General features: G+C 66.5%; 23 protein-coding genes. 11 read left to right on the top strand and 12 right to left on the bottom strand.

Going from position 1 to position 26,154, the window contains the following annotated elements; translation table 11 throughout:
• The first annotated feature begins 7 nt into the window (after nt 1-7).
• Together AC1Z3O_RS09990 and AC1Z3O_RS09985 are read left to right on the top strand one after the other, a co-directional pair.
• The gene (locus AC1Z3O_RS09990; RefSeq protein ID WP_483515567.1) at nt 8-1,558 is read left to right on the top strand and encodes an FAD-binding oxidoreductase; all 1,551 of its coding nucleotides are present in this window, start codon (nt 8-10) and stop codon (nt 1,556-1,558) included.
• 247 nt (nt 1,559-1,805) lie between these two features.
• A complete protein-coding gene (locus AC1Z3O_RS09985) occupies nt 1,806-2,519 on the top strand; it encodes an SDR family NAD(P)-dependent oxidoreductase (protein WP_483515566.1) in 714 nt (237 codons plus the stop codon).
• A gap of 102 nt (nt 2,520-2,621) precedes the next feature.
• Here AC1Z3O_RS09985 and AC1Z3O_RS09980 read toward each other — a convergent pair whose 3' ends face one another.
• Nucleotides 2,622-3,995, bottom strand: coding sequence for a sterol desaturase family protein (locus tag AC1Z3O_RS09980; RefSeq protein ID WP_483515565.1), 1,374 nt, complete (start codon nt 3,993-3,995; stop codon nt 2,622-2,624).
• A 62-nt stretch (nt 3,996-4,057) separates the two neighbouring features.
• On the opposite strand from AC1Z3O_RS09980, the gene AC1Z3O_RS09975 reads away from it, so the two are divergent.
• A complete protein-coding gene (locus AC1Z3O_RS09975; protein ID WP_483515564.1) occupies nt 4,058-5,119 on the top strand; it encodes an AraC family transcriptional regulator in 1,062 nt (353 codons plus the stop codon).
• A 59-nt stretch (nt 5,120-5,178) separates the two neighbouring features.
• Here the strand turns inward: AC1Z3O_RS09975 and AC1Z3O_RS09970 are convergent, their stop codons facing one another.
• The 5 genes from AC1Z3O_RS09970 to AC1Z3O_RS09950 all read right to left on the bottom strand — a co-directional run bounded on the left by AC1Z3O_RS09970 (nt 5,179) and on the right by AC1Z3O_RS09950 (nt 9,542).
• Nucleotides 5,179-5,961 (bottom strand): ABC transporter ATP-binding protein, encoded by a 783-nt coding sequence (locus AC1Z3O_RS09970; protein ID WP_483515563.1) that lies wholly within the window; start codon nt 5,959-5,961, stop codon nt 5,179-5,181.
• A 12-nt stretch (nt 5,962-5,973) separates the two neighbouring features.
• Nucleotides 5,974-6,699, bottom strand: a complete 726-nt coding sequence (hisM, locus tag AC1Z3O_RS09965; RefSeq protein ID WP_483515562.1) for a histidine ABC transporter permease HisM — start codon at nt 6,697-6,699, stop codon at nt 5,974-5,976.
• Nucleotides 6,696-7,385 carry an ABC transporter permease gene (locus AC1Z3O_RS09960; RefSeq protein ID WP_483515561.1) on the bottom strand — a complete coding sequence of 230 codons (690 nt, stop codon included), beginning with the start codon at nt 7,383-7,385 and terminating at the stop codon, nt 6,696-6,698. The genes hisM and AC1Z3O_RS09960 overlap by 4 nt, the downstream gene beginning before the upstream one ends.
• Before the next feature lie 114 nt (nt 7,386-7,499).
• Nucleotides 7,500-8,288, bottom strand: a complete 789-nt coding sequence (locus AC1Z3O_RS09955; RefSeq protein ID WP_483515560.1) for an ABC transporter substrate-binding protein — start codon at nt 8,286-8,288, stop codon at nt 7,500-7,502.
• Between the two features lie 120 nt (nt 8,289-8,408).
• Nucleotides 8,409-9,542 (bottom strand): M20 aminoacylase family protein, encoded by a 1,134-nt coding sequence (locus AC1Z3O_RS09950; protein ID WP_483515559.1) that lies wholly within the window; start codon nt 9,540-9,542, stop codon nt 8,409-8,411.
• Nucleotides 9,543-9,765: 223 nt separating this feature from the next.
• Between AC1Z3O_RS09950 and AC1Z3O_RS09945 the strand changes: the two genes are divergently transcribed.
• Nucleotides 9,766-10,719, top strand: a complete 954-nt coding sequence (locus AC1Z3O_RS09945) for a LysR substrate-binding domain-containing protein (protein ID WP_483517568.1) — start codon at nt 9,766-9,768, stop codon at nt 10,717-10,719.
• A 37-nt stretch (nt 10,720-10,756) separates the two neighbouring features.
• Here AC1Z3O_RS09945 and AC1Z3O_RS09940 read toward each other — a convergent pair whose 3' ends face one another.
• Nucleotides 10,757-11,356 carry a hypothetical protein gene (locus AC1Z3O_RS09940; RefSeq protein ID WP_483515558.1) on the bottom strand — a complete coding sequence of 200 codons (600 nt, stop codon included), beginning with the start codon at nt 11,354-11,356 and terminating at the stop codon, nt 10,757-10,759.
• A 237-nt stretch (nt 11,357-11,593) separates the two neighbouring features.
• Here AC1Z3O_RS09940 and AC1Z3O_RS09935 point away from each other — a divergent pair, with 237 nt between their 5' ends.
• Both AC1Z3O_RS09935 and AC1Z3O_RS09930 read left to right on the top strand, forming a co-directional pair.
• Entirely contained in the window at nt 11,594-13,027 is a 1,434-nt protein-coding gene (locus AC1Z3O_RS09935; protein WP_483515557.1) for an aldehyde dehydrogenase family protein, read from the top strand.
• A 141-nt stretch (nt 13,028-13,168) separates the two neighbouring features.
• The gene (locus AC1Z3O_RS09930) at nt 13,169-15,631 is read left to right on the top strand and encodes a penicillin acylase family protein (RefSeq protein ID WP_483515556.1); all 2,463 of its coding nucleotides are present in this window, start codon (nt 13,169-13,171) and stop codon (nt 15,629-15,631) included.
• Between the two features lie 19 nt (nt 15,632-15,650).
• On the opposite strand, the gene AC1Z3O_RS09925 is transcribed toward AC1Z3O_RS09930, so the two are convergent.
• Nucleotides 15,651-17,096: an amidase gene (locus tag AC1Z3O_RS09925; protein ID WP_483515555.1), complete on the bottom strand. Its 1,446-nt coding sequence runs from the start codon at nt 17,094-17,096 to the stop codon at nt 15,651-15,653.
• 450 nt (nt 17,097-17,546) lie between these two features.
• On the opposite strand from AC1Z3O_RS09925, the gene AC1Z3O_RS09920 reads away from it, so the two are divergent.
• The gene (locus AC1Z3O_RS09920) at nt 17,547-18,083 is read left to right on the top strand and encodes a dihydrofolate reductase family protein (RefSeq protein ID WP_483515554.1); all 537 of its coding nucleotides are present in this window, start codon (nt 17,547-17,549) and stop codon (nt 18,081-18,083) included.
• On the top strand, nt 18,080-18,640 hold the full coding sequence (locus tag AC1Z3O_RS09915; RefSeq protein ID WP_483515553.1) for a TetR/AcrR family transcriptional regulator: 561 nt from the start codon (nt 18,080-18,082) through the stop codon (nt 18,638-18,640). Before AC1Z3O_RS09920 ends, AC1Z3O_RS09915 begins: the two co-directional genes overlap by 4 nt.
• 359 nt (nt 18,641-18,999) lie before the next feature.
• Here the strand turns inward: AC1Z3O_RS09915 and AC1Z3O_RS09910 are convergent, their stop codons facing one another.
• A complete protein-coding gene (locus tag AC1Z3O_RS09910) occupies nt 19,000-20,022 on the bottom strand; it encodes a response regulator transcription factor (RefSeq protein ID WP_483515552.1) in 1,023 nt (340 codons plus the stop codon).
• A gap of 302 nt (nt 20,023-20,324) precedes the next feature.
• Here AC1Z3O_RS09910 and AC1Z3O_RS09905 point away from each other — a divergent pair, with 302 nt between their 5' ends.
• Nucleotides 20,325-21,035, top strand: a complete 711-nt coding sequence (locus AC1Z3O_RS09905) for an MOSC domain-containing protein (protein ID WP_483517567.1) — start codon at nt 20,325-20,327, stop codon at nt 21,033-21,035.
• 27 nt (nt 21,036-21,062) lie between these two features.
• Here the strand turns inward: AC1Z3O_RS09905 and AC1Z3O_RS09900 are convergent, their stop codons facing one another.
• Entirely contained in the window at nt 21,063-21,317 is a 255-nt protein-coding gene (locus AC1Z3O_RS09900; RefSeq protein ID WP_483515551.1) for a DUF1289 domain-containing protein, read from the bottom strand.
• A 409-nt stretch (nt 21,318-21,726) separates the two neighbouring features.
• Between AC1Z3O_RS09900 and AC1Z3O_RS09895 the strand changes: the two genes are divergently transcribed.
• Nucleotides 21,727-22,131: a PaaI family thioesterase gene (locus AC1Z3O_RS09895; RefSeq protein ID WP_483517566.1), complete on the top strand. Its 405-nt coding sequence runs from the start codon at nt 21,727-21,729 to the stop codon at nt 22,129-22,131.
• 27 nt (nt 22,132-22,158) lie between these two features.
• On the opposite strand, the gene AC1Z3O_RS09890 is transcribed toward AC1Z3O_RS09895, so the two are convergent.
• Nucleotides 22,159-23,709, bottom strand: a complete 1,551-nt coding sequence (locus AC1Z3O_RS09890) for an FAD-dependent oxidoreductase (RefSeq protein ID WP_483515550.1) — start codon at nt 23,707-23,709, stop codon at nt 22,159-22,161.
• Between the two features lie 668 nt (nt 23,710-24,377).
• Here AC1Z3O_RS09890 and AC1Z3O_RS09885 point away from each other — a divergent pair.
• On the top strand, nt 24,378-24,836 hold the full coding sequence (locus tag AC1Z3O_RS09885; RefSeq protein WP_483515549.1) for an N-acetyltransferase family protein: 459 nt from the start codon (nt 24,378-24,380) through the stop codon (nt 24,834-24,836).
• A 90-nt stretch (nt 24,837-24,926) separates the two neighbouring features.
• On the opposite strand, the gene prpF is transcribed toward AC1Z3O_RS09885, so the two are convergent.
• On the bottom strand, nt 24,927-26,117 hold the full coding sequence (prpF, locus tag AC1Z3O_RS09880) for a 2-methylaconitate cis-trans isomerase PrpF (RefSeq protein ID WP_483515548.1): 1,191 nt from the start codon (nt 26,115-26,117) through the stop codon (nt 24,927-24,929).
• Nucleotides 26,118-26,154: the final 37 nt, after the last annotated feature.

Here is a 26,154-nt window from a genome sequence, read left to right as displayed (position 1 = left end):
AGTCAGAATGATCAGCAAGGAAGCAATCAAGCGTGGTTACAACCGGGGCAACTACACAGTAGGCGCGCCCACGCAGCCGGCATGGGCCGGCACGGCCGGGCCGGCCGGTGCCGAGGCCGGGCTGCAGCGCGCGCCCGTGCGCCTCACGCGGCAGCAGGTCGATGCGCTGTGGGAACTTGCCGATGACGTCCTGGAGGCGGACCGGGACGTGGTTGACGGCACCCGTGACTGGTGGGCGGGCTCGATGATCGCGGAGACTGGCGGCAAGGCCGCCACCCCGCACGCGGTGATCGTGCGTGTCTCCACGGTAAAGCAGGTGCAGGAGGTGATGCGCCTTGCGCACGCCTGGGCGATTCCGGTGACGCCCTCGGCCGGCCGCAGCAACGTCACCGGCGCCGCGCTGCCCTTGCGTGGGGGCATCGTGCTGGACGTCTGCGGCCTGAACCGGTTGCTGGGGTTCGACCGCCAAAGCCAGATCGTCGAAGTCGAGGCGGGCATGTTTGGTGACATCTTCGAGGAAACGATCCAGCGTGACTTCGGCATGACGATGGGCCACTGGCCTTCGTCCTACGCGATCAGCACCGTGGGCGGCTGGGTGGCCTGCCGCGGGGCGGGGCAACTCTCCACCCGCTACGGCAAGATCGAGGACATGGTGCACGGCATGGATGTCGTGCTCGCGGATGGGCGCCTTGTCTCGCTGGGAGGCTATGCGCGCGCCGCAGTCGGCCCTGATCTTCAGCAGCTATTTATCGGCTCGGAAGGCACGCTCGGGGTCATCGTGCGCGTGCGCCTGAAGTTGCACCGCCTGCCCGAGTACGGCCGGGCGATCGCCTACGGCTTCAGTTCATTTGCGAAGGGACTGGAGGCTTGCCGCGAGATTCTGCAGGAAGGTGCCAACCCGGCGGCGTTGCGGCTCTACGACGAACTCGAAAGCGGCCTGCAGTTCGGCCTGCCGGAGACGAACGTCCTGCTCGTGGCGGATGAGGGGCCGCGTGAGATCGTCGATGCGGTGCTTGCCATCAGTGAGCGTGTGTGCGAGGGGCTCGGTGAGCAGCTCGACGAAGGCGTGATCTTCGAGAAGTGGCTCGACACACGCTACCTGACAGGCAAGGCTTCGGAGGGGTTCAAGCGCAACCCTGGTTTCGTGGCCGACACACTTGAGATGATCGGGCCGTGGAAGGACCTCGCTGCCATCTACGACGATGTAGTGAGGGCGATCAATGCGGTACCCGGCACGCTTGCCGGTTCCGCGCACCAGTCGCATGCCTATGTGGACGGCGCCTGCCTGTACTTCTCACTGCGCGGCGAGGTCGAGGTGGAGAGGCGCGCGGAGTGGTATCGCGCGGCCTGGGATGCCGCGAACCGCGTGATCATCGAACATAACGCGACACTGAGCCATCACCACGGCGTGGGATTGCTGCGTGCGCCTTACATGCAAGCGTCGCTCGGCAGCGCCTTCCCTGTCCTAGAGGTGATCAAGCGCTCCTTGGACCCGAAGAACCTGCTCAATCCCGGCAAGCTAGGTTTCTCCGACAGGCTCGATCAGGATGAAAAGTAGCAGGCATACGGACGTGTCACACGGAGCCCATCTGCTCAGGCACCCGCTCATCATCCGCTTTCACGGCAGATTGGATATTGCGCATACACGTCCGCAGGCCCGACTACTCCGTTTCCGACTCGCCCGCACCCAGGATGCTCAACGAGGAAGCGGCGATCAGCGGTGATGGACAAGGGAATATGCAATTGCTAACCACCGTGCGCAGCAACCGGAAGGTGTGTGCCGCGGCTACTTGTGGAGGTGTGAGATGGTTGTAGATTCGCCTGTGCGGAAGGGTGTTGCTGTGGTGACGGGAGGAGGAACAGGAATTGGTCGTGCCGTGGCGGAACTGATGGCGCAGACCTGCAGGGTCGTTTGCGTGGGCATCGATGCGGACGCGGATCTGCCAGGATCGATCTCATTTCGTAAGGCAGACGTGACGTCGATGCAGGAGGTCACGCATTCTCTCGCCGATCTCGATGAAATCGACTACTTGGTGAATTGCGCGGGCATCGTTCTTCACGAAGGCCGCGAGTTCACGCCGGAAGGTTTCCAGCGCGTGGTCGATGTGAACCTGAGCGGGTCGCAGATTCTCATCGAGGCGACTCGCGAGCGTCTCGCACGTCGCCGCGGCGCGGTCGTCAACGTTGCTTCGATGTGGAGTTATTTCGGTTCGAAGTTCAATCCGGGTTACGCTGCGAGCAAGGCCGGTGTTGTGGGGCTGACCCGTTCCTACGCGGTGGCACTCGCCGGACACGGTGTGCGCGTGAATGCAGTCGCTCCGGGCTGGATCAAGACGCGGCTGGCATCTGGCGCGCTCGAGAATCCTGAGCGCAAGGCCGGGATCATGGCACGGCTGCCACTTGGCCGGATGGGCGAGCCGCTGGACGTTGCGCGGGTGGTGGGGTTCCTTTGTTCACCGGCAGCAGAGTATGTCACCGGCGTGGTGTTGCCCGTCGATGGTGGTTTCAGTATCGCCTGACCGTGGTTCGAGGTACATCGTGCGTCGTCGCATAAGGTGACGACGGCCCCCAACCGGGTATGTCTTTGCTACGCGGTTGGGGGGCATATCACGGGGGGGCTCTCACCTCTTGGAAGAGGGGGCACCATGCCTCTTGAGAAGCCACAACAGCCCCAGGCCGATCAGTGCCGTGGCCGCCTCGATGCCAAGCAGCGTTCGCACGACATCATTTGGAGAACCGTCGGCGGAAATGCTGACCAGCCGCCCAAGCACCAGGCCGCCCGTGAACACGACATTGATCCAGATGGAAGGCTTGCGCCAGCCCTTCGAGAACAACCCAAGGGACAGCAGCAGGCTGATACCCAGGTGCATGCCACCATAGTTGGCTCGGATCTCATTGAAGGCATTGACCGTGTGCGGCTGCATATCGAGGCCTGCCATCGCGGCAACGGGATCGTGAAAGGTGTTCAAACCAATCAGCAGAAAGGCTAGCGCGGAAATGGACAAATAGATCTGAGAGAGTCGATGCATGTGCTCATTCCTCAACGCAACGGACGTTGGCTCGCCGCCATGGGGCTCGACCCGGTCTACCGTCCACGTATGAATGGGATCATGGCCAGGGCGCTCCCATTCTGGCGGTCGCCATAGGTGTTGCAGTCGTTGCCAGACGGAACCCGGCGACATCACGTCGCGCCACATGTCGACGAATTCATGGAAATTCAGCACCAGGAAATTGTAGGACTTGATCTGTTGCACGATGCCATATCGCACCTTCTCCCGTTCTTCTTCGAACGTGCCAAACATGCGATCGAAAATGATCAACATGCCCCCATAGTTCTTGTCGATGTACTGGGGGTTTCGGCCGTGATGGGCGCGGTGATGGGATGGCGTATTGAAGATGTACTCGATCCAGCCAGGAAAACGGCGTATCAGCTCGGTATGAATGAAATACTGATAGGACAGGTTCACGGCCAGAATGAACATGACCACGGCCGGCGGTACTCCGATGATCACGGGAGGAAGGAAGAAGATGAAAGTCCCGGCGACGACGTTGAGCATCGATTGACGAGCCGCGATCGTGAAGTTCATGCTCTCGCCGGTGTGATGCACAACGTGCGCCGTCCAGAACCAGCGGATCCGATGGCTGGCGCGGTGAAACCAGTAGTAGCAGAACTCGACGAACAGAAAGATCGGGAAAATGGTCCAGCCGTTTACTGGGAAGTCAAACAAGCGCTCTGAGTATGCCCACGAATATATGGAACCCGTCACGAGAGCCCAGGCCACTGGTTCCATGATCTGGTATGTGGTGCCCAACGTGATGTTAGCCAACACCTCTTTCCAGTCGAGAGGCGATGCGGATCCGCGCCTCCGGTTCATCAAGATCTCGAGGTTGAATGCGATGACGAAAAGAGGAAGCATGCTGAGCAGGAAAACCTGTTTCCAATCCACCGCATGGCCAAAAATCGAACGTAGCCAATTCATCAATTCGGGCGGCACCGTAGACTCCTATTTTGTTTATTGGATCGTCCACAGTTTGGTCGGAACGCTGAGGCGCGGTATTGACAGTCCTCGACACTTTTTTGACACTTTGCGACAACGTTGAGCGATGCCCGATGTCCGTGCCTTCCGCTTACTACTCCAGCACCTACGTGAACCTGCTGTTCGATTATCTGCGGGAGCAGGGGCTGGACGCCCTGCATGTGCTGGGAGAATCCGGACCCGGCTACCAGGAAGTGCGACTCTACGGGCTAGCTCACTGGCGGCGGCTGCTGGAGCGTGCCGCCCGGGCGTGCAACGATCCGCTCCTCAGCTTGCACCTCGGTCAACGCATTGCGCCTGCGCATCTCGGCGTGCTTGGATACGCACTGGGAGCTTGCCCCGACATCGGGGCCCTGTTGCGACGTTGGCAGCAATACGAACGCGTGGTGGCAAACGTGACGCCCGTGGATCTGAGGGTCGAAGCGCAATCCGTGGTATTGACTTGGCGCTGTTCGCCGGAATCGACGGGGCCACTCGTCGACGAGACCGCATTCGCGGCGATGACGCAATTCGCGCGAAACATGGCAGATGGCGATGCCAGGCTGGATGAGGTGCGTTTCACCCATGCAGCGCCTCAGGACATCTCACCTTATCTTGCATACTTCGGTTGCCCGGTGAAGTTCGGGCAACCGGCGACCAGTCTGCGCTTCCCTGCAGCGCACCTGCGGTTGCCACTGCGCCAACCTGATGAAACGCTACTGCGAATCATGGAACAGCAGGTTCAGGTGCTGCTGCCTGCCATGCCAAAGATGGACGACCTGGAGCATGCCATCAGACAAGCCGTCGCCGGGTTTGCCCGCCAGGGCGAGGTGAGTCTTCCAAGGGTAGCCTCGGACATGCACATGACAGCCCGGACCTTGCAGCGGCGACTCGACAAGCTTGGATTGACGTTCCGAGAGCTACGGGATGATACGAGGCGCCGGATCGCCGAGGCGCATCTCAAGGATCCACGGCTTTCGCTCGCAGAGGTGGCGTGGATGCTTGGGTACTCCGAGCAGAGCGCATTCACTCGTGCATTCCGGAGATGGGCATCGCAGACCCCACAGGCTTGGCGGCGCAGTCGTTCCTCCAAGATGACGTGAACAAGACCTGCAGCAGGTAGCCGCGCAGGCCCAATTGCTGGCCGATCGTTTCGGTATCGCTACTTCAGGCTCCCGGACAGGAAGCGGGCCAGGCGCTCGCTGCGCGGCCGTGCCAGCACCTCCTGCGGGTGCCCGGCTTCCTCGACCCTGCCCTGGTGCAGGAACAGCACGTGGTTCGAAACCTCGCGTGCGAACCCCATCTCGTGCGTGACGACGACCATCGTGCGCCCCTCGTCCGCCAGTGCTCGCATCACGCGCAGCACCTCGCCGACCAGTTCCGGATCGAGGGCCGAGGTCGGCTCGTCGAACAGCAGCACGTCGGGTTCCATCGCCAGCGCGCGAGCGATCGCCACGCGCTGCTGCTGGCCGCCCGAGAGCTGGGACGGATAGCGGGCGTCGACCTTGCCATCCAGGCCCACCTTGGCCAGGTAGTGGCGCGCGCGCTCGCGTGCTTCGTGCCGGCGCACGCCGAGCACGCTGGCGGGCGCCTCGACCACGTTCTCCAGCACTGTCATATGCGACCACAGGTTGAAATGCTGGAACACCATGGCCAGCCGGGTGCGGACGGCGCGCAGCTGCTTCTCGCTAGCGACGCGCAACGCTCCTTGGCGATCGCGCATCGTGCGGATCGCTTCGCCGTTGACCGCGATGGTGCCCTCGCTGGGATGCTCGAGAAAGTTGATGCAGCGCAGGAAGGTGCTCTTGCCGGAGCCGCTGGAGCCGATCAGGCTGATGACATCGCCGGCCTTGGCGTGCATGGAGACGCCCTTGAGCACCTCGTGCTCGCCGTAGCGCTTGTGCACGTTGTCGGCGGCCAGTTTGTAGATGTTCGGAGCAGACATGTTCGCCACCGTTCAATGGGCGCGGCCGGGGGCCGCGGGTTTCAGATAAGCCAGCCAGCGCGCTTCCAGCTTGCGGAAGATCCACACCAGCGTGAAGGCCACTGCTGCGTACAGGCAGGCCGCAATGCCGAATGCCGAGAACGAGGCGTAGGTCGCCGAGTTGATGTCGCGCGTAACCTTCATCAGGTCGGGTACGGTGGCGGTGAAGGCCAGCGACGTCGAATGCAGCATCAGGATCGCTTCGTTGCTGTACATCGGTAGGGCGCGGCGCAGGGCGGATGGCAGAACGATGCGCCGGTACAGCGTGAAGGCCGACATGCCGTAGGCGCGCCCGGCCTCGATCTCGCCGGGGGCGGTTGCGCGGATGGCGCCGGCCAGGATCTCGGTCGTGTAGGCGCATTCGTTCAGCGCGAAGGCGAGCAGCGTGCAGTTCACCGCATCGCGGAAGAAATCGCTGAGCAAGGCGTGCGACTGCACGACTTGCAGGCCGTAGAGCCCGCTGTAGCAGAGCAGCAATTGCACGTAGAGCGGTGTGCCCCGGAACACGTAGGTGTAGAACCACACGGGACCCGACAGCCAGCGCTTCGGCGAAGCGCGCGCGATCGCCAGCGGCAGCGCGAGCAGGAAGCCGAGCAGGAGCGAAGCGGCAAGCAGCCACAGCGTGACGACGAGCCCGGTGCTCTGGTAGCCGTCGGAGAAGAGCAGGGTCTGCCAGTACTGGCGAAGGATGTCGATCATGTCGTGCGCCGTCCGGTTCCCGCCGCGTAGCGCTTGTCCAGCCAGGCGAGGAGCGCGTGCGAAACGGTCGTGATCGCGAGGTAGATCGCGCCCGCGGCCACCATGAAGAAGAAAAATCGCTGTGTCGCGCGGCCCGCGTCCTGCGCGGTCTTCACCACGTCGGACAGGCCGATGATGGATACCAGCGCCGTCGCCTTCACGATGACCTGCCAGTTGTTGCCGATCCCTGGCAGCGCCAGCCGCATCATCTGCGGAAACAGGATCCGGCGGAATACCTGCCAGCGCGACATCCCGAATGCGGCGGCTGCTTCCAGCTGGCCGCGCGGCACGCCCAGGCAGGCGCCGCGGAAGGTCTCGGTGAAGTAGGCGCCGTAGATGAAGCCGATCGCCAGCACCCCCGCGGCGAACGGGTCGATGTCGATCTGTGCGATGCCGAGCGCGTCGGTGATGCGGTTCAGCAGCATCTGGGTGCTGAAGAACAGGAGCAGCATCAGCACCAGGTCGGGCACCGAGCGGATCAGCGTCGTATAGGCTGACCCGAGATGGGTCAGCGCCGGGTGGCGGGACAGCTTTGCGGCCGCGCCTGCGAGGCCCAGCACGAAGGCCAGCGCGAGCGACAGCACTGCGAGCTTGGCCGTCGCCCATGTGCCGGCCCAAAGTGCGGGGCCGAATCCTTCAAACGTCATGACTGTGTCTTCCTCCATGAAGCGCGATGCCGGCCATGCCTGCCGCGTGACCGCGTGAGCGCCTGGCCGAGGGAGGCGGCAGGCCGGGCAGGCATGGGGCAGGGGCGGTGCGCCCTACTTTGCGCCGTAGATGTCGAAGTCGAAGTACTTCTGGTTGATGCGCGCGTAGGTGCCGTTGGCGAGGATGGCCGCGAGCGCCTGGTTGAATGCGTCGCGCAGCGCGGTGTCTTCCTTGCGCAGGCCGAGGCCGTCGCCCTGGCCGAAGTACTTCGCATCCTCCACCGGCGGGCCGGCGAAGGCGAAGTCCCGGCCGTCGGGCTTCTTCAGGAAGCCGTCGCTGGCCGCGATCGATGCCTGGAACGACGCGTCCAGCCGCCCGGACAGCAGATCGGCGTACACCAGCTCCTGGTTCTGGTACGACACGATCTGCACGCCCGCCGGCCGCCAGTTCGCCATCGCGTAGTCCGCCTGGCTGGAGCCTTGCTCCACGCCGACGCGCTTGCCTTTGAGCGAGGCCGCGCTAGGCACCAGGGGCGATCCACGCCGCGCGACCAGCCGGGCCGGTGCGTTCGAGATCTTGTCGGTGAAGGCGATCCGCTCCATCCGCTTCGGCGTGATCGTCATCGACGAGGAGATGACGTCGAACTTGCGCGCAAGCAGTCCGGGAATCATGCCGTCGAAGCTCGTCTCGACCCAGACGCAGCGCGCGCGCAGCTGGGCGCACAGCGCGTCGGCGATGTCGACGGCGAACCCCGTCAGCTTGCCGTCCGGCGTCTTGTATTCGAGCGGAGGGTAGGTCGGGTCGACGGCCAGGCGGATCTCCTTGCCGGCCAGGTCCGTCGCGTGCGTGGCGGCCGAGCCGGCCATCAGCGCCAGGCAAAGCGCCGCGATCCACTGTTTCATCATTGTCTCCTTCGTTGGTTCGAATATGGATCCGGCGCGCCGCGGGCTGCGGTGGCCGGAAGCCGGACCGCCGCGATGCAGCCCGGCACGAGCGCGGCGCGGCAGGGCGCGCCGCGCGGCTTAATCCAGGAAACGCTCCGCCAGCGTGACCCAGTAGCTCGCCCCGATCTCGAGGCAGGCGTCGTTGAAGTCGTATCCGGGGTTGTGCAAGGCGCAGCCGTGCGCACCCTCGCCGTTGCCGATCGACAGGTAGCTGCCGGGGCAGCGCTCGAGCATGAAGGCGAAATCCTCGCTCGCGGTGAGCGGACCGAAATCGTCGAGCACGGCGTCCGGTCCCGCCCATTCGTGCGCGACCTGGCGCGCGAAGCGGGTTTCCTCCGGGTGATTGACGAGCACCGGATAGCAGTGCTGGTAGTCGATTTCCGCATCGGCGCCGAAGCTGGCCGCCTGGCCGTGCACGGTCTCGCGGATGCGCCGCTCCAGCAGGGCGCGCACATCCGGCGCGAGCGCGCGCACGCTGAGGCGCATCTCCGCGCTGGGCGGGATCACATTGGAAGCCGTGCCGGCATGGATCGCCCCGACCGTCACGATGGCCGCCGCCTGCGGATCCACATTGCGCGACACGATGCTTTGCAGCGCCATCACGATCGCGGCGCACACCACGATGGGGTCGACGGCCTTGTGCGGCACGGCGCCGTGCCCGCCGCGGCCGACGATGCGGATCACCACCTCGTCGGCTGAGGCCATGAAGGGCCCGCTGTAGAAGCCGAGCTTGCCGGCCGGATAGCCCGGCACGTTGTGCATGGCGAACACCGCATCGCAGGGGAAGCGTTCGAACAGGCCGTCCTCGATCATCTTGCGCGCGCCGCCGAGCCCTTCCTCCGCGGGCTGGAAGATCAGGTGCAGGGTGCCGCTGAAGCGGGCGCGCTCGGCCAGGCAGCGGGCGGCGCCGAGCAGCATCGCGGTATGGCCGTCGTGGCCGCAGGCGTGCATCACGCCGTCGCAGCGGCTGGCGTAGGGCAGGCCGGTGCGCTCGTGGATCGGCAGTGCGTCCATGTCCGCACGCAGGCCGAGCGCGCGGCCCGCGCCGCGCTTGAGCGTGCCGACCACGCCTGTGCCGGCGAGGCCGCGCGTGACCTGGTAGCCCCAGGCGGCCAGGCGCCCGGCCACCAGCTCGCTGGTCGCCTCCTCGCGGTAGCCGAGTTCCGGGTGTGCATGGATACAGTGGCGCAGCGCGACCAATTCGTCGCGCATGGCTGCCACCTCGGGTAAGACGCAATCGCTTATCACGCCGGCTCTCCTCCTTGGAATGCTTCCGGACCACCGGGCCGGAACGGCCGCGTCATCCCGGGCAGGCATGCCGGCATGCGCGGCGGCATATCGTGGGCAGGATCGTATGTAGTGGCGGCGCGAGGGAGAAGCCGCTGTTTTGTTATGATGACAACTATTGGTTGTCGGGTATGTTGCCTATTCCATGATGAAGCTCCATCAACTACAGGCGCTGGTCGCGAGCGCCGACGCCGGCAGCATCCGCGGCGCGGCGCGCGTGCTCGGCATCTCGCAGGCGGCCGTGACGCGCGCGCTGCGCGAGCTGGAGGCGGGCGAGCGCCTGCCGCTGCTGATCCGCGCGCCGGAGGGCATCGGCTTCACCGACTATGGCAAGGCGCTCCTCACGCATGCGCGGCTGGTGCTCAACCAGCTCGACCATGCACGCAACGATCTCGCTCAGATGCGCGGGCGTGCCGAAGGGCGCCTCAGCGTCGGCATTACGCCGTGGATCACGATGAGCTTCCTCGCCGAGGCGGTGCTGTCGTTCCGCAAGCGGATGCCGGAGGTACGCCTCGAACTGTTCGAAAGCCTGATGGCGGTGGCGCAGCCGCTGCTGCGCGCGGGCGACATGGATTTCGCCATCGGCCAGCTCCACCCGTCGGCCGAGGGGCAGGAGTTCGCCTGCGAGCCGCTGATGTCCTACGAGACCGCGGTGATGGTGCGCGAAGGCCATCCGCGCCAGCACGCGCGTTCGATCCACGAGTTGCTGGACCAGGACTGGGTGCTGAACTTCGCGCCGGACGGGCAGACCGGCCTGATCGACTACCTGTTCACGCGGCATGGCGCGCACATTGACGAGAGCCGCGTAGTGCGCGCGCAGTCTGTGGTGATGCTGCAGACCATGCTCGAACAGGCGGATATGTGCACATGGTGCCCGACCGTGCTGAGCCGGGTGCCACCGTTCGGGTCGCGGCTGCGTGCGCTGGCGCTGGAGGAGGTGTTCGAGCCGCGGCAACTGGGCATCGTCACGCGCCGCAATGGCACGCTGAGCAGCGCGGCGCTGTGTTTCATCGAATGCCTGTTGCAGGTGATCCGGCGGCATGCGCGCTCGGCGAGGAAGGACGATCTCGCCTTGTTCCAGACCGTGACGCTGCTGATCTAGTCTGGACCAGAGGATCTTTCAGGTGCTCAGAGACAGGCTACTTGCGTGAAGCTGGTTCTCCGCGGCCCGCCAGCAGCCGGTCTAGCTCGGCTACCAGGGCGAGCGCCGCCGGAGCGCCGCGTGCTTTCTCCAGCGCGGCATGCAAGGGATCGCGCAAGGCGGCGAGTTCCTGCGCGGTCCCGGCCTTCTCCACCTTGACCTGCAGCAGGTACCCGCGCAGGCCGAGCTGCTGGCCGATCGTTTCCGTATAGAAGTGATAGAGCTGCTGGTAGGCGTCCGCGGCCCGGGAGGCGGTGTCTCCGGCGGGCGGGATTTCCACCTTGGCCGTTGAATCGGCGGTAAAGAACGTATTCCCGTGGGCAGCCCCAGTGCCGGCGGTATCGGCGATTTCCTCAGCGGTGGCCACGTCCGGCGCCGGGCTGGTGTCGGATGCCGGCGCAATCAGGCCGCTTTCCAGCAGCGCCGTGATCGCGTGGTCGTCGATCCCCAATGCCCCCAGTTGCTCCAGCAGCGCGCTGCGCGGGCGCTCGCCGTTCACAAGCAGTAGCAGGGCGCGCAGCTTATGCTCCAGCTTGCGAGCGCGAGTGCGGATCTCGTCATGCCCCGCTTCGGTCTTGAAATAGACCGGATCACCCATGCTGGTGTCCCCCCAATATTGTGCCGGTGATGCGATTCCGGCCGCACAGGCCCGTACGGGCGTGGCTCCCGAACTGTCGTTCGATTATCGGCCGAGAAACTTCATAAGAGTGGCGTTATGTTATCTTTTATTGCGCCTCGGCCGAGAAAACCGAACGGCTTTCCGGCCTACAATGAGGTGCACCATAAAAGTAACAAAGATTGCGATCGCCGATTCACTCATCTGATAACTGTGGCCATGCAACAACGAGACAAACTCTTCATCAACGGCAAATGGGTAGCCCCGCACGGCGCGGGTCAGATCGATGTCATCCACTCCACCACCGAAGAGGTGATGGGGCAGATTCCTGAAGGCAGCGCGCGCGATTCCGAGGAAGCCATCCTGGCGGCCCGCGCGGCCTTCGATGGCTGGGCCGCAACGCCGCCGGCCGTTCGCGCCGAATACATCCGCAAGATCGCCGAGGGCCTGAAGGCTCGCAGCGAGGAGCTGGCGCAGATGATCGCGGGCGAGGTCGGTATGCCGATCAAGATGGCGCGTGCCATCCAGGTCGGCGGCCCGGTTTACAACTGGGGCCAGGCTGCCAAGCTGCTGGAAAGCTTCCACTTCGAGGAAGAAGTAGGCAATTCGCTGGTGGTACGCGAGCCGGTGGGCGTGGTGGCTGCCATCACCCCGTGGAACTATCCGCTGAACCAGATCACGCTGAAGGTGGCGCCGGCGCTGGCGGCCGGCTGCACCGTGGTGCTCAAGCCGTCCGAGGTGGCGCCGCTGAACGCCTTCGTGCTCGCCGAGGTGATCGAGGCCGCCGGCCTCCCGCCGGGTGTCTTCAACCTGGTCACGGGCTACGGCCCGGTGGTCGGCGAAGTGCTGGCGAGCCACCCCGATGTCGATATGGTGTCCTTCACCGGCTCCACGCGTGCCGGCAAGCGCGTGTCGGAGCTGGCCGCGCAGACCGTCAAGCGGGTGGCCCTGGAGCTGGGCGGCAAGTCTGCCTCGATCATCCTGGACGATGCCGACCTGGCTGCGGCGGTCAAGGGCAGCATCAGCGCGTGCTTCCTGAACTCCGGCCAGACCTGCTCGGCGCACACCCGCATGCTGGTGCCGCGCGCGCGCTACGACGAGGTCAAGGCCATCGCCAAGCAGGTGGCCGAAGGCTTTACCGTCGGCGATCCGCTGCAGGAGACCAGCAAGCTCGGCCCGCTGATCTCGGCCACGCAGAAGGAGCGCGTGACGGGCTACATCCGGCGCGGCGTCAACGAGGGCGCGGAGCTGGTCACCGGCGGTCCGGACGCACCGGCCGGCCTGGACAAGGGTTTCTTCGTCAAGCCGACGGTGCTGGGCAACGTCGACCCGAAGGCCACGGTGGCGCAGGAGGAGATCTTCGGCCCGGTGCTGTCGATCATCTGCTATGACACCGAGGAAGACGCGGTGCGCATCGCCAACGACAGCGTCTACGGACTGGGCGGTGGCGTGTGGTCGGGCGATGAGGCGCGCGCGGTGCGCGTGGCACGCCGCATCCGCACTGGTCAGGTCGACATCAATGGCGGCCCGTTCAATATGGCGGCGCCGTTCGGCGGCTACAAGCAGTCGGGCAACGGCCGCGAGGCCGGCAAGTATGGACTGGAGGAATTCCTCGAGTACAAGGCGCTGCAGTTCAAGAAGCCCGCGGCCTGATTCTGACCGCGTAAGCATGAAAATGCCCGGCCTGTCCGGGCATTTTTCGTTTCATGCTCAGGCGGCCGCCGGCCTTGCACGGGGTGTGCGCTGGGCGATAATGCGCCATCACGGCAGGCGCCGGACCGGGGAGGCGGGGCGATGCGCTGGTTGAGACGGCTTGGCTGGCTGATGCTGACGGTGGTGGCGCTTGCGCTGGTCGGCGCGGTCTGCGCCTATGTCTGGTACCGGCAGGCCTCGCAGCCGCAGATCGCCGGCACGCTGCGTGTGCCGGGGCTGCGCGATACCGTGACCATCGTGCGCGACCGCAACGGCGTGCCGCACATCGACGCGGCCAACGCGCTCGATGCCTACTTCGGGCTTGGCTACGCGCATGCACAGGACCGGCTTTGGCAGATGCAGATGAGCAAGCGCATCGTGGCCGGCCGCCTGGCCGAGGTGCTGGGGCCTTCGGCGCTGGATACCGACCGTTTTCTGCGCACCCTCGGCGTGCGGCGCAACGCCGAGGCCATCCTGGCGCAAAGCTCCCCGCAGACGCGCGCCGCACTGCAGGCCTATGCCGACGGCGTCAACGCCGGCATCGACCGGCGCAGCGGGCCGCTGCCCCCCGAATTCCTGATCCTGCGCACCCGGCCCGAGCACTGGGAGCCGGCAGACACGCTCGGCTGGCTGACCATGATGGCCTGGGACCTGGGCGGCAACTGGACGCAGGAGGTGCAGCGCATGGGTTTGGCGCAGGCGCTGCCGGTCTCGCGCATCAGCGAGCTGCTGGCGCCGTATCCCGGCGATGCGCCGCTGCGCACCCTCGACTATGGCGCGCTCTACCGCAAGCTGGCGCCCCTGCAGACGGCGATGGCGGCAGTCGTTTCGCGCGCGCCGGCCGGCTTCGTCGAAGGGATGGGCTCGAACAACTGGGTGGTGTCCGGCGCCCACACGCGCTCGGGCAAGCCGCTGCTGGCCAACGATCTCCATCTCGGGCTGCAGGCGCCGGCCCAGTGGTACCTGGCGCATCTGCGCGCACCGGGCATGGAGGTGAGCGGGGCCACCCTGCCGGGCGTGCCGGCGGTGGTGCTGGGCCACAACCAGCGCATTGCCTGGGGTTTCACCAATACCGCGCCCGATGTGCAGGACCTGTACATCGAGCACGTGCAGCCGGGCAATGCGGATCGCTACCGGACCCCGTCCGGGTGGGCGGACTTCGACAAGCGGGTAGAGACCATCCACGTCAAGGGGGCGCCCGATGTCGTCCTGACGGTGCGCAGCACGCGGCACGGGCCGGTCATCTCGGACGTCGCCGAGCCGGTCGCCAGCGCGGCTGCGTCGCTCGGCGCGCAGTTTGTGGTCGCCCTGCAATGGACCGCGCTACGCGCGGATGACCGCACGCTGCAGGCCGGGCTTGCGCTCAACGCTGCCAGTGACTGGAGCAGCTTCGTCAATGCGCTGCGCGACTTCCACTCGCCTCAGCAGAACATCGTCTATGCCGACGTGGACGGCAACATCGGTTTCATGGCGCCGGGCAGGGTGCCGATCCGGCGCCGGGACAATGACCTGCATGGCCTCGCGCCGGCGCCGGGATGGGATCCGCGCTATGACTGGGTCGGCTTCATTCCCTTCGACAAACTGCCGCGCAGCTACAACCCGCCCGACGGCGTGATCGTCACTGCGAACCAGAAGATCGTCGACAAGGACTATCCCTATTTCCTGACCAGCGAGTGGACGGTGCCCTACCGGGCGCAGCGCATCCGCACGCTGCTCGATGCCACGGCGCGGCACACGCCGGACAGCTTCGCGGCCATCCAGAAGGACGAGGTCTCGCTGGCGGTGCGCGATGCCTTGCCCTTGCTGCTGGCGTCGCGCGCCGCCACCGATGCCTGGCGGCCGGCGCGTGAGCGTGCGCTGCTGGATGCGCTGCGCAAGTGGGACGGCGATATGCAGGCGGGCCGCGCCGAGCCGCTGGTGGTGACGGCTTGGCTGCGGGAGCTATCGCGCCTGCTGTTCGAGGACAAAGTGGGCGAGCCCCTGTTCCGCCGCCTGTGGGAGCAGCGCAATGTGCAGCAGCCTATGCTGAACATCCTGCGGGACCCGCAAGGGCTCGGTGTCTTCTGGTGTGAAGCGGTCGCCAGCACGCAGACGCAATCCTGCGACGATGCCATCTCCACGGCCTGGAAGCGGGCCCTGGCGGATCTCGACCAGCGCTATGGCAACAAGCCGGAGCGCTGGAAATGGGGCGTGGCTCACGCAGCGCGTGCCGAGCACAAGCCGTTCGGCAAGGATCCGTACCTGGCGGGGCTGTTCAACATCAAGGTGCCGACAGGCGGCGACACCTACACCGTCAACGCCGGCCGGCACAATCTGCGCGACGAGGCCGCGCCGTTCGAGAGCGTGCATGCTGCGAGCCTGCGCGCCATCTACGACCTGTCCGACCTGCCGGCGTCGCGCTTCATCCACTCGACCGGACAGTCCGGCAATGTCCTGTCGCCTCACTACCGCGACTGGACCGACAAGTGGGTGGCGGTGCAATACATCTCGCTGGATCAGCGCCAGATCAAGCGCGGCAGCGAGGCCTTCGACACCCTGATCCTGAAGCCCGAGGGGCGCCGCTAGCCTGGCCGCCGCCGTCCCGCTAGCCCCTGGGCAGGTCCACGGTGCCCGCATGCAGGCGCGGGCGCCGGTCGCGCCACGGCATCGCTACCTCCAGCGCGGCGGCCACCTGTAGCAGCGTGGCCTCGTCGCACATCGGCGCAGCGAACTGCACGCCCAGCGGCAGATCGCCCGACATGCCGAGCGGCAGCGACAGCGCCGGCGTACCGGTGACATTGAACAGCGGCGTGAAGGGGCAGTAGTCGAAGACCTTGTCGCACCAGCCGCGCGCATCGAGCGAGGCATCGTCCTGGTTCAGGTAGCCGAGCGGGGCGGTGGGCATGCGCGTGACCGGCGTGACCAGCAGGTCGAAGCGTTCGAAGAAGCGGCCGACCGCCCGCGACACCGCATTCATGTCGGCCAGGGCCAGCTCCAGGTCGAGCGCCTTCAAGGAGAGCCCGTGCGCGATGCAGGCGCGCGTGCAGGCTTCCACGTCCTTGCCGTCGTAGGGTCGCCCGATCGCCTGGCTGGCACCGAGCGCGGCGGCGGCAAGGAAGGAGGTCCAGGCGGTCAGGTTGGCGCGGGCGAAGGAGGTCGCGCAGTATTCGGGGCTGGCGAATTCGACATGGTGGCCCATCGCCTCCAGCGTGCGCCCCGCTTGGAGCGTGGCGTCGACGCAATCCGGATGCGTTTCGGCGGCGCCCGGGAAACGGGTCGAGACGGCGATGCGCAGGCGGCGTAGCGGCGCCGCGATGGCGCTGGTGTAGGACTGCGCCGGCGGTGCGATCTGGAAGGGCGCGCCCGCATCCGGGCCGGCGACCGCATCCAGGATGGCGGCGCAGTCGCGCACGGTGCGCGTCAGCGCGAACTCGATGCCCAGGCCCAGCAGGGGCATGCCGTAGTCAGGCCCGGCGGGCGTCCGCCCGCGCGAGGGTTTGAGGCCGACCAGCCCGCAGGCGGCCGCAGGGATGCGGATCGAACCGCCGCCGTCGTTGGCGTGCGCGACCGGCACGATGCCGGCGGCCACGGCCGCCGCCGCACCGCCGCTGGAACCGCCGGGGCTGTGCTCCGGCTGCCAGGGGTTGCGCGTGGGCCCGTGCAGCAGGCACTCGGTGCTGGCGTTGAAGCCGAACTCGGGCGTGGTGGTGCGGCCGAAAGTGGCGAAGCCCGCGCGGCGGAAACGCGCCATCAGCTCGGAGTCGGCCGCCGGCGCGCCGTGGCCTGCGGTCAGCCGCGAACCGTTGTCGCAGGGCACGCCGCGCGCGTGCAGCACCAGGTCCTTGAGCAGGAAGGGAACGCCGGCGAAGGGACCGTCGGCCGCATGTTCCAGCGGCGCGGGGAAGGTGTCGATCAGCGCGTTGAGCGTGGGATTGAGCTGCCGGGCCGCGGCGCGGGCGGCTTCCAGCACTTCATTTGGGGAGAGGTGTCCGGCTCGGATCTGCTGCGCAAGCGCGGTCGCGTCGTGGCATGCGTATTCGCTGACATGCATTCTGTGTCGCCTCCAATTTTGATGCGGGCCGGGATCGGCTCCGCGGCGCCGCCTTGGACGGCCGCCGCATGCATTGGAGCAGCGGGGCGCGCCGGCGCAAACCGTTCAATTGGAGGATGGCGGGAGCCGCCTGGCCCCCGCGCCCGCTGTCGAGATTCACTTAACTCTGAATTTTGTTCGCTCATCTCTGAACCTGATCCGCCAGCGATCCGGTGGATGCTACTCGCCGTCAAAGGGAGAACGGCAATGCTGCAGCTCGTGTGGCTGTCGACCGGCGCAGTTCGGCCGCTATGGGACGCTCGTCACGAATCTCGCAAAGGCACTTGAACGTCAGCTGATCGCGACTGTCTCGCCGAGGTCTTCAGTTTGCAGAAAATTGCTCCGGCCCTGCTGGCCCATCTGCCGCGCTGCCTGTAAAATAATATACAGCGTATATATATTGGATTCAGGATGACCACCGCACACGTCTTCATCGCTACCAGCCTGGATGGCTTCATCGCCCGGCCCGACGGCGACATCGGCTGGCTGTTGCAGCGCGATGAGCCCGCCGAGGACCACGGCTACGCCGCCTTCATCGCCGACAAAGACATGATCGTGATGGGGCGCGGCTGCTATGAAAAGATTCAGACCTTCGACGCCTGGCCTTATGAGCAGCCGGTCCTGGTGCTGTCCAGACAGTTGGCCGATACGCCGGTACCTCAAGCGCTGCGAGGGAAGCTGCGCTTTTCAAACCTTGCGCCCAAGTCCGCAATGGAAGAATTGTCGCGCCAAGGCGTGCGCCGGGTTTACGTCGACGGTGGGCAACTCGTGCAGTCCTTTCTGCGCGATGGGCTGATCGCCGATATGGTCATCACCACGGTGCCCGTATTGATCGGGTCGGGACGCCCGCTCTTCGGCCCCCTGCTGCAAGACATTGATCTGAAGTTGGTATCCAGTCGCAGCTTTGCTTCAGGCCTGGTGCAGTCCACCTATCGGCTCGCGCCATGACGCGCCCGCGCGGGCGTCCGGTGCAAGGCACGGGCGTGTCGCGGGACGATATCCTGACCGCGGCGCTGGCGCTGTTGGATGAAGGCGGCGGGCAAGGCTTGACGATGCGCGCGCTGGCCAAGCGGCTGGGCGTTACCGCGATGAGCCTTTATCACCATGTGGGCGACCATGACGGGCTGCTGCGCGCGCTGTCAGATCGCGTCTATGCAGAAGTGCTGGAGGGGGCCGACGTGCTATCGGATCCTGGGGCTGAAATTCGGGCGCTGCTGACCCGTTATCACCACGCAGTTGGCAAGCATCCGCCACTGACGTTGGCGATCTTCGCCACGCCGGAAGCCTTTGCCGGCGTCGTCCGCCATATCACCGATCGTCTGACGGCGTTGCTGGCGGAGCTGACGGACGAGCCGCTGCTATGGCGCGATATTCTGGTTGACCATGCCCACGGCAGCGGCTTGGCGCTTGTCTCGGCTCAAGGCAAGCAGATGCAGGTCCAACAGTTGGAGGCGCAGTATCAGCAGGCGCTGGATCGTCTGCTCGAGTGTCTGGCAAATCGATGATCGATATCGCGACTTGGTCGAGGAGGCTGATAGCCGGAGTCCCCTGCCGCGCGAGCGGATCAGCCCTATGTGCGATCAGGGGACCTTCTGCAGTTGATAAGGAGTGTCCGCTCCGGGTCGACCAGAGACCCTCACGCATCCTCGTGCCAGCGGCCCACACGTGGGCGTGTAGGCCGCACCGCAAAGCCGCAAGGTTCAAAGTTGAGTGAACCGAGCCCCGGATAATTCAAGCTTAGAAGAACCGTGGGTTCAACGTCCGTTGGACGGGGTGGCCGCAAAGACTCAGATTGTTCGTGTGCGCTGTGCAGCGTCATGCGCAGCGTAATGTGAACAGCGACACCCGCCTGTCGGCGGAGGCCTCAGTCCAGCAGGCGCGCGGCGAGCGCGCCCTTGTCCGACACGCCCAGCTTGGCATAGGCCTGGCGCAGCTGATGGCGTACCGTGGTGGGCGCGACGCCGAGGCGCCTGGCCACTTCCTTGTGCGACAGCCCGCTGCCGAACAGGCGCGCGGCGGCCAGTTCGCGCGGGGCAAGCAGGTCGGAAGCCGCGGGCGGGCCGGTGCGCAGCAGCAGCAGGCTGCCTTCCGGCTCCCAGCTCAGCTTGAGGCGGGCGGTGACGAGCTGGCCGCGCGGCGCCTGCCGCAGGCGGACCCGCACCGCCTCGGGCAAGGCCTGTCCTTGCCATGACGGCCACGCCTGCCGCAGCCGTTCGCCGAAGTCCGCGTCGGCATGCAGCAGCATGCCGGCCGCATCGCTCAGCGCGGCCGCGGTCCCGTCCCGGCCGGGCACTGCTGGCGCCGTCTCGCGCAGCGCGCGCATGCGGCACACACGGTTCTGGTCGAGGGCCGCGTCCAGGTGGCCGATCACGCAGGCCATCAGCCGGACATCCCGTTCGGCATAGGCGCGGCGGCGCGGCGTGCGGTAGAGGGACAGGTGGGTGGCGCGATGGGCGGGCAGCGCCACCTGGGCGCTGCACAGCACGTGGCCGATGCCCTGCCGCTCGCACAGGGCACGCATCGGCAGGGCGAGGGGCTCGCGGCGCACGGAAAGGGCGACGGCATGGCCGGAGCGCCCGGCCGCGAGCGCGACCAGCGGGTCGCAGGCCTTGTGACGTTCCCATTCAGCAAGGAAGTCGGGGGCGGTATCGAGGGTCTGGCTGCAGTGCAGTTGGGGGCCGAGCGGCGTGAGGGTCGAGCGGCCCAGCCAGGCACTGTCGAAATCCACGAACTCGCGCAGCAGCGCCAGGGCCCGCTGTTCGAACACGCCGACCGGTTCGTCCAGCGCGAAACGGTAGAGCGGCAGCAGCAGGCGGCTTACGCTTTCGGCGAGCCGGTGCTCGTGCGATGCCATGGCCGCGGCCATGCCAACGGGGTGCTGGATCATCAGTGTCTCCCGCCGGCACCCTGGCGGTGCCGTTGTCGTTGTTATCCCGCGCGACCTCGCGCGGCTTGGGACGAAGCCGCGTCCCAGTGGTGCCATGCGGTCTAGAATACCGCTCCCTAATCCTTCTCAACTATGCGGGCCATCCCGGCGCGTCATCCGCCGGTACCGTCCAGGAGCTTGCACATGTCTTTCACGATCGTTCCCATTCTGCCGCATCCCGAGAGCGCATATGGTGCCGCTAGCAGCGATGCGGTGCTAGCAGGTGCCGGCGCACCGGAGGCAGGGCTGTGAGCGGCGGCGCCATGATGGCCGCGGCGGGCACGCGGGTTGATGCAGTGCTGCTCGGGCAGGTGCGGCCATTCGGCCCCAAGGGCGTGCCCAGCGGGATCGACAAGCACGCGGTCGACGTGCCGGTATGGATCGGCGAAACGGGCTTGCGCGGAGACGGGCAGGGCGATCCGAAGCATCATGGCGGCACGGAGAAGGCTGTCCACCACTACGCCTTCGACCACTATGCCGCGTGGCGCGAGGAATTGGCCGGCGTGTCGCCGCAGGCCGCCCAGGTGCTCGCCCGCCCCGGCGCCTTCGGCGAGAACCTGAGCACCGTCGGCCTGACCGAAGCCGATGTGATGATCGGCGACCAGTTCCGGCTGGGCACCGCGCTGCTGGAGGTCTCGCAGGCGCGCCAGCCGTGCTGGAAGCTGAACCATCGCTTTGGCCACGCCGGCATGGCACGCGCCGTGCAGCACAGCCTGCGCACAGGCTGGTATTACCGCGTGCTGGAGCCGGGCGAGTGCCGGGCCGGCGACCGGCTCATGCTGGAAGCCCGTCCGTACCCCACGTGGAGCCTGCGCCGGCTGTTGCAGGCGCTCTATGTCGACCGGCTGGACTATGCCGTCCTGGCTGAGATCGCAGTGCTGCCGGTGCTGGCCGACAACTGGCGCCAGCTCGCGCAGCGGCGCCTGGAGCGGCAGGAAGTGGAAGACATGGAACGGCGGCTGGTCGGCAGCTGACTGCCGCCGGTGCCGCAGGGGGGCGGCTCAGCCACGGCGGAAGCGGCGCGCCGTGCCCTCGCGCGTGATGCGCTCCCAGACCACCTGTTTTTCCTCGTGGCTGAGGAAGACCCAGTTGCTGACCTCGGCGGCCGTGCGCCCGCAGCCCTGGCAAATCTCGTCGAACAGGGTCGAGCAGATGCCGATGCACGGGCTGTCCGGCCTGTCGAACAAGTGCTCGTCGCCAGCCACGGCCGGCGCGACAGGGGAAAGCAGGGAGTTGGCGTGCGAATCGGACGGCATACGACGGTGGGAGGGCTGGGCACCGGAGTGGATCGGCCGCACATTATACGACCCCCCGGCTGCGCCCCTCGGCACAGCGGCCCTTGGCCGGGCGGGAGGGCGGCCGGTATGCGCCGGGATTGCGCGGCAACATGCGCGACGCGGGAAAGGCGAGGTCGTGCCAGCGGGCGCCGGGCAGCAACGATCTCGCGCGGAAGCCAAAGACGCCGCGCCGCCGAGGGCGGCCGCTTAGACTTGACTACCTGGCGCGTAATTGAGCCGGCGCGGGGCAGGGCATAGTCTGATCGCATGTCCATTGCGGCCAGCCTGGGAGACCTCCATGACCCTGAATCAAGTCGAACCGCTTGCCTCAGCCGCCGCGCACCGTGCGGCGCAGAATGACACGCACGTCGATCCGCGCATCGTCTGCATGGTGGAAGTGGTGCTGCTGGGCTCGCCCGTGGCGCGCGCGCTGGGTGTGCAACTGCGCCGGCTGGCGGTGGACCGCGTGGAACTGCTGCTGCCTTTCCGTGCGGAGAACGTGACCCACGGCGATACCGTGCATGGCGGCGTGATCGCCACCCTGATCGACATCGCCGGTGCGGCAGCGGCGGGTTCCGGGGCCGATGCGCAAGCGCTCCAGGGTGGGGCGACCAGTTCGCTGACGGTGCAGTACCTGGCGCCGGCCCGCGGCACGGCGCTGCTGGCGGTGGCGGAGGTGGTCCGGCGCGGACGCAAGCAGGTAGCCACCGACGTATCCGTGTTCGCCCAGGACCCTGACGGCGGCGTCGATGTGCTGGTCGGCAAGGCGCTGATGAGCAGCGTGTTGTTCTAGCACCAGCCGCGGGAGCGTCCTGGGAAATCAACCGCCTCGCCGCTCATTTCGCAGGGTCTCCTTCTCAAACTCGCCTTCTTCGCGCAGCCCCTGGAGGTCGCGGTGAATCAGTGCAACGGCGACCTTTCTGCCCTCACAGCTGTAGGTGATGGTGCAATCGCGCTCGTCGAGACTCAACTTGCCGTTCACCACAACCTTGTCCCAGCGTACGGAATAGCCGACGTATGTGAGTCCGAAGTCGTACTGCTCGGTCCAGAAGAAGGGAACGGCGTCAAAGCGCTCGCGCCGTCCCAGCATGTTGCGCGCAGCAGTTTGGCCCTGACGCTCGGCGACCACCCAGTGCTCGACGCGCAGTCGCTCGCCGGTATAGGGATCGGGCCAGCGTGCGATGTCGCCTGCGGCGAACACGCCCGGCACGCTGGTTTCGAGGTATTCGTTCACGTCGATCCCACCGTCTCCGGCGATGCCGGCCTGGCGCGCGAGCGCCACAGTCGGCCGCACGCCGATGCCTGCGATGACCAAATCCGCTGGCAAGATTTCGCCGCTTTTCAGAGTGACGGCGGCGGCCGAGATCGTGCTTGCTTCGGTGCCGAAATGGAAGTTGACGCCGTGCGCTTCGTGCAGCGCACGCAGGAAGCCACCCACCTCCGGTCCAAGGGTATGCTCCATGGGGACCGAATCGCGCGCGACCACGTCTACTGCCACGTTACGCTGGCGCAGTGATGCGGCCACTTCAAGGCCGATGAAACTCGATCCGATCACGACGGCGCGGCAGGGCGCGCGTACCTTGTCGATAATCGCATTGCAGTCCGCGAGTGTGCGCAGGTAGTGAACGTGAGCAAGATCGCTGCCGGGAATCTGTAGCCGCACGGGCTCGGCTCCGGTCGCCAGAAGGAGCGCGTCGTAGCCCAAGCGGCTGCCATCGCCGAGACTGACTTCGCGGCTGCCCGTGTCGATTGCCGCAACACGGGTGCGCAGCCTCAGGTCGATGTCGTGCGACTCGTAGAACTCCATCGGGCGCAGCGGAACCCACTCGTACGGTGCGGTGCCCGCGAGGTAACCCTTGGACAGGTTCGGCCGATCGCAAGGTAGGGCGTCGTCCGCGCTCACCAGCGTGAGCGGGCCGGAGTAGCCTTCGCGGCGCAGCGTTTCCGCCGCCGCGTTGCCGGCCGCACCGCCGCCGACAATGATGATCGAAGCCGGTTGTGCCGGGAGCAGCGTCGATTGCCGCTTCGGGATCGTGCGCTTCTCGCACACATAGGCTTTCCCGTCGCGCTGCTCGACGCGCCAGCACGGCACATCGTTGAGCGCTGGCGCGCGCAGGGCTTCACCTGTGCGCAGGTCAAAACAGGCGTGATGCCACGGGCAGCGTACGCTTTCGTCGACGATAAGCCCCTCGGCGAGCGAGGCACCGTAATGGCTGCAGATCGCGCCGATCGCGTAGAGCGCGCTTCCACGGCGCACGAGGATCGCGGCCTCGCCCTCGGCATGACCGAGGAGCATCGCGCCGTCGCTGAGCTCGGATAACGGGACGCCCTGAGTGAGATCCGGTCCCGCGAGCTGAGTTGTTTCGCTCATGGCAAGTCCTCCTCCATGGGAGCGGTACGGAAACGGCAGGGGACTGGCGCATACCGCTTCGATGCTAGTCGGTGAATCAAGTCCGGCCGGGGGCCGGGCGCTTGCCCCGGGCCCAGAGCCGAAATGCGGCAAAGGCTGTGAAGAGTTTGACTCTTAAGGCTGGCGCGCAGGCATAACGCGACCGTACTTCAACACAAGCATAGCCTGTCCGGACTGTCACCTTTTTTCGAACTTCCCATGTCCCGAGCGGCTGCCATCCGTCGCGGGTATAAACGCAATTAACGGCCAAGTTTTTTGTGAACCGAGCAGGCTACGCATCGTCTTCAGGAATGAGGGGGGAGGTCCTGCCTGGCCGGCGGGACTCGAGCATGCGGCGGCGGGAGGCAGGCAGGCTGAGCGCACCCACCTCCTGCCGGACGGGCGCCGTGCCTGCCCGTCGCTCAGGCGCAGCGCTGATCGGGCATCCGTACGATCGATCAGTAGTTCCACAGGATCTTCGGCGCTTGCCTTACAGGCAGCAGATCGGCGGAGGCTGAACCTATAGGGGGCCATACCGACTGCGTCGATTCCGCCATCTCTCGGGTTTTCCCGGATCGCCGATGCGGTCCCGCGCCGCCCAACATGAGCCGAGGCGGCAGACTGCTTGCCAATTCCGAGGAGGAGTGACCATGACGGAAACGCATTTCCGGCTGGCGCGGCCGGCTGATCTCGAGGACTTGTTGGCGCTCTATCGCGAGCTGCGGCCGGACGATCCGGCCTTCGATGGCGAGCCGGCGGCGCAGGCACTGGCGCGTGTGCTGGGCGATGCGTCGATCCGGCTGGTGGTGGCCGAGAGCGAGTGTCGGCTGGCCGCTACCTGCATGCTGGCCGTGATTCCCAGCCTGCCCTTGCGTGGCCGGCCGATCGGCCTGCTCGAACACGTGGTGACCGCTGCCGCCTGGCGCGGCCGGGGCGTCGGGTTGGCGATACTGCGCCATGCGCTGGCGCTGGCCTGGGCTGCCGGCTGCTGCAAGGTGATGTTGCTGTCGGGCGCCCAGCGTGAGCCGGCGCATCGGCTCTACCTGGCAGCCGGCTTCGACGGCGACCGCGAGCGCGGCTTCGTCATCAAGGCGCCCGGCGGCGCCTGAGGCCGGAAAGCAGCGCGGCCCGGTCTGTGCCGGGCCGCGCTGTCATGCCTGTGCGGCAGGAGGGGGAAGGGCAGATTGGCCGAAGCCCGCTCAGAAGGCGTCGCCCGGCACGCGCACCCAGCCTTCCATCAGCACCCGCGCGCTGCGGCTCATGATGGCCTTGGTGACGGTCCACTCGCCGTCGACCTGCTTGGCTTCCGCGCCGACGCGCAGCGTGCCCGACGGATGGCCGAAGCGCACCGCGTTGCGTTCGCCGCCGCCGGCGGCCAGGTTGACCAGCGTGCCGGGGATGGCCGCCGCGGTGCCGATGGCGACGGCCGCCGTGCCCATCATGGCGTGGTGCAGCTTGCCCATCGACAGCGCGCGCACCAGCAGGTCAACATCGCCGGCGCCGACGCGCTTGCCGCTGGAGGCGGTGTAGTCGGCCGGCTTGGCGACGAAGGCAACCTTGGGCGTGTGCTGCCGCTTGGCCGCTTCGCTGATGTCCTTGATCAGGCCCATGCGCACCGCGCCGTAGGCGCGGATGGTCTCGAACATCGCCAGCGCCTTGGCGTCGCCGTTGATGTCGTCCTGCAGTTCCGTGCCCTTGTAGCCGATGGCCTCCGCATCGACGAAGATGGTCGGGATGCCGGCGTTGATCATGGTGGCCTTGAACGTGCCCACGCCAGGCACTTCGAGGTCATCGACCAGGTTGCCGGTGGGGAACATGGCGCCGCCGGCGCCTTCTTCCTCGGCGGCCGGGTCCATGAATTCGAGCTGCACTTCGGCGGCGGGGAAGGTCACGCCGTCCAGCTCGAAATCACCGGTTTCCTGCACGGCGCCATCGGTGATGGGCACGTGGCCGATGATGGTCTTGCCGATATTGGCCTGCCAGATGCGCACGGTGGCCACGCCGTTGCGCGGGACGCGGGCGGGGTCGACCAGGCCGGCGCTGATGGCGAAGGGGCCGACCGCGGCCGACAGGTTGCCGCAGTTGCCGCTCCAGTCGACGAAGGGCTGGTCGATCGAGACCTGGCCGAACAGATAGTCGACGTCATGATCGGGCCGGGTGCTCTTGGAGACGATCACCGTCTTGCTGGTGCTCGAGGTGGCGGCGCCCATGCCGTCGATCTGCTTGCCGTAGGGGTCGGGGCTGCCGATCACGCGCATCAGCAGCTTGTCGCGCGCCGCGCCGGGCACCCGTGCTACCTCGGGCAGGTCCTGCAGGCGGAAGAACACGCCCTTGCTGGTGCCGCCACGGATGTAGGTGGCGGGAATCTTGATCTGGGGTACGTGGGCCATGGATTGAATGTCCTGGAAAAACGGGCGGTGCGTTGCC

It is taken from the genome of Cupriavidus sp. 09_S30, from assembly GCF_056930435.1.
Note: the sequence above shows the minus strand (reverse complement) of the source record. Positions and strands in the feature narration are given on the sequence as shown.

What these genes read in the sequence shown, in the direction of transcription:
- AC1Z3O_RS09925 (WP_483515555.1), bottom strand. Translation starts at nt 17,096, where the DNA reads ATGCATGTCAGCGAATACGCATGCCACGACGCGACCGCGCTTGCGCAG.
- AC1Z3O_RS09960 (WP_483515561.1), bottom strand. Translation starts at nt 7,385, where the DNA reads ATGACGTTTGAAGGATTCGGCCCCGCACTTTGGGCCGGCACATGGGCG.
- AC1Z3O_RS09915 (WP_483515553.1), top strand. Translation starts at nt 18,080, where the DNA reads ATGACGCGCCCGCGCGGGCGTCCGGTGCAAGGCACGGGCGTGTCGCGG.
- AC1Z3O_RS09990 (WP_483515567.1), top strand. Translation starts at nt 8, where the DNA reads ATGATCAGCAAGGAAGCAATCAAGCGTGGTTACAACCGGGGCAACTAC.
- AC1Z3O_RS09985 (WP_483515566.1), top strand. Translation starts at nt 1,806, where the DNA reads ATGGTTGTAGATTCGCCTGTGCGGAAGGGTGTTGCTGTGGTGACGGGA.
- hisM (WP_483515562.1), bottom strand. Translation starts at nt 6,699, where the DNA reads ATGATCGACATCCTTCGCCAGTACTGGCAGACCCTGCTCTTCTCCGAC.
- AC1Z3O_RS09900 (WP_483515551.1), bottom strand. Translation starts at nt 21,317, where the DNA reads ATGCCGTCCGATTCGCACGCCAACTCCCTGCTTTCCCCTGTCGCGCCG.
- AC1Z3O_RS09940 (WP_483515558.1), bottom strand. Translation starts at nt 11,356, where the DNA reads ATGGGTGATCCGGTCTATTTCAAGACCGAAGCGGGGCATGACGAGATC.
- AC1Z3O_RS09935 (WP_483515557.1), top strand. Translation starts at nt 11,594, where the DNA reads ATGCAACAACGAGACAAACTCTTCATCAACGGCAAATGGGTAGCCCCG.
- AC1Z3O_RS09970 (WP_483515563.1), bottom strand. Translation starts at nt 5,961, where the DNA reads ATGTCTGCTCCGAACATCTACAAACTGGCCGCCGACAACGTGCACAAG.
- AC1Z3O_RS09945 (WP_483517568.1), top strand. Translation starts at nt 9,766, where the DNA reads ATGAAGCTCCATCAACTACAGGCGCTGGTCGCGAGCGCCGACGCCGGC.
- AC1Z3O_RS09885 (WP_483515549.1), top strand. Translation starts at nt 24,378, where the DNA reads ATGACGGAAACGCATTTCCGGCTGGCGCGGCCGGCTGATCTCGAGGAC.
- AC1Z3O_RS09905 (WP_483517567.1), top strand. Translation starts at nt 20,325, where the DNA reads ATGATGGCCGCGGCGGGCACGCGGGTTGATGCAGTGCTGCTCGGGCAG.
- AC1Z3O_RS09955 (WP_483515560.1), bottom strand. Translation starts at nt 8,288, where the DNA reads ATGAAACAGTGGATCGCGGCGCTTTGCCTGGCGCTGATGGCCGGCTCG.
- AC1Z3O_RS09920 (WP_483515554.1), top strand. Translation starts at nt 17,547, where the DNA reads ATGACCACCGCACACGTCTTCATCGCTACCAGCCTGGATGGCTTCATC.
- AC1Z3O_RS09950 (WP_483515559.1), bottom strand. Translation starts at nt 9,542, where the DNA reads ATGCGCGACGAATTGGTCGCGCTGCGCCACTGTATCCATGCACACCCG.
- AC1Z3O_RS09890 (WP_483515550.1), bottom strand. Translation starts at nt 23,709, where the DNA reads ATGAGCGAAACAACTCAGCTCGCGGGACCGGATCTCACTCAGGGCGTC.
- prpF (WP_483515548.1), bottom strand. Translation starts at nt 26,117, where the DNA reads ATGGCCCACGTACCCCAGATCAAGATTCCCGCCACCTACATCCGTGGC.
- AC1Z3O_RS09895 (WP_483517566.1), top strand. Translation starts at nt 21,727, where the DNA reads ATGGTGGAAGTGGTGCTGCTGGGCTCGCCCGTGGCGCGCGCGCTGGGT.
- AC1Z3O_RS09930 (WP_483515556.1), top strand. Translation starts at nt 13,169, where the DNA reads ATGCGCTGGTTGAGACGGCTTGGCTGGCTGATGCTGACGGTGGTGGCG.
- AC1Z3O_RS09910 (WP_483515552.1), bottom strand. Translation starts at nt 20,022, where the DNA reads ATGATCCAGCACCCCGTTGGCATGGCCGCGGCCATGGCATCGCACGAG.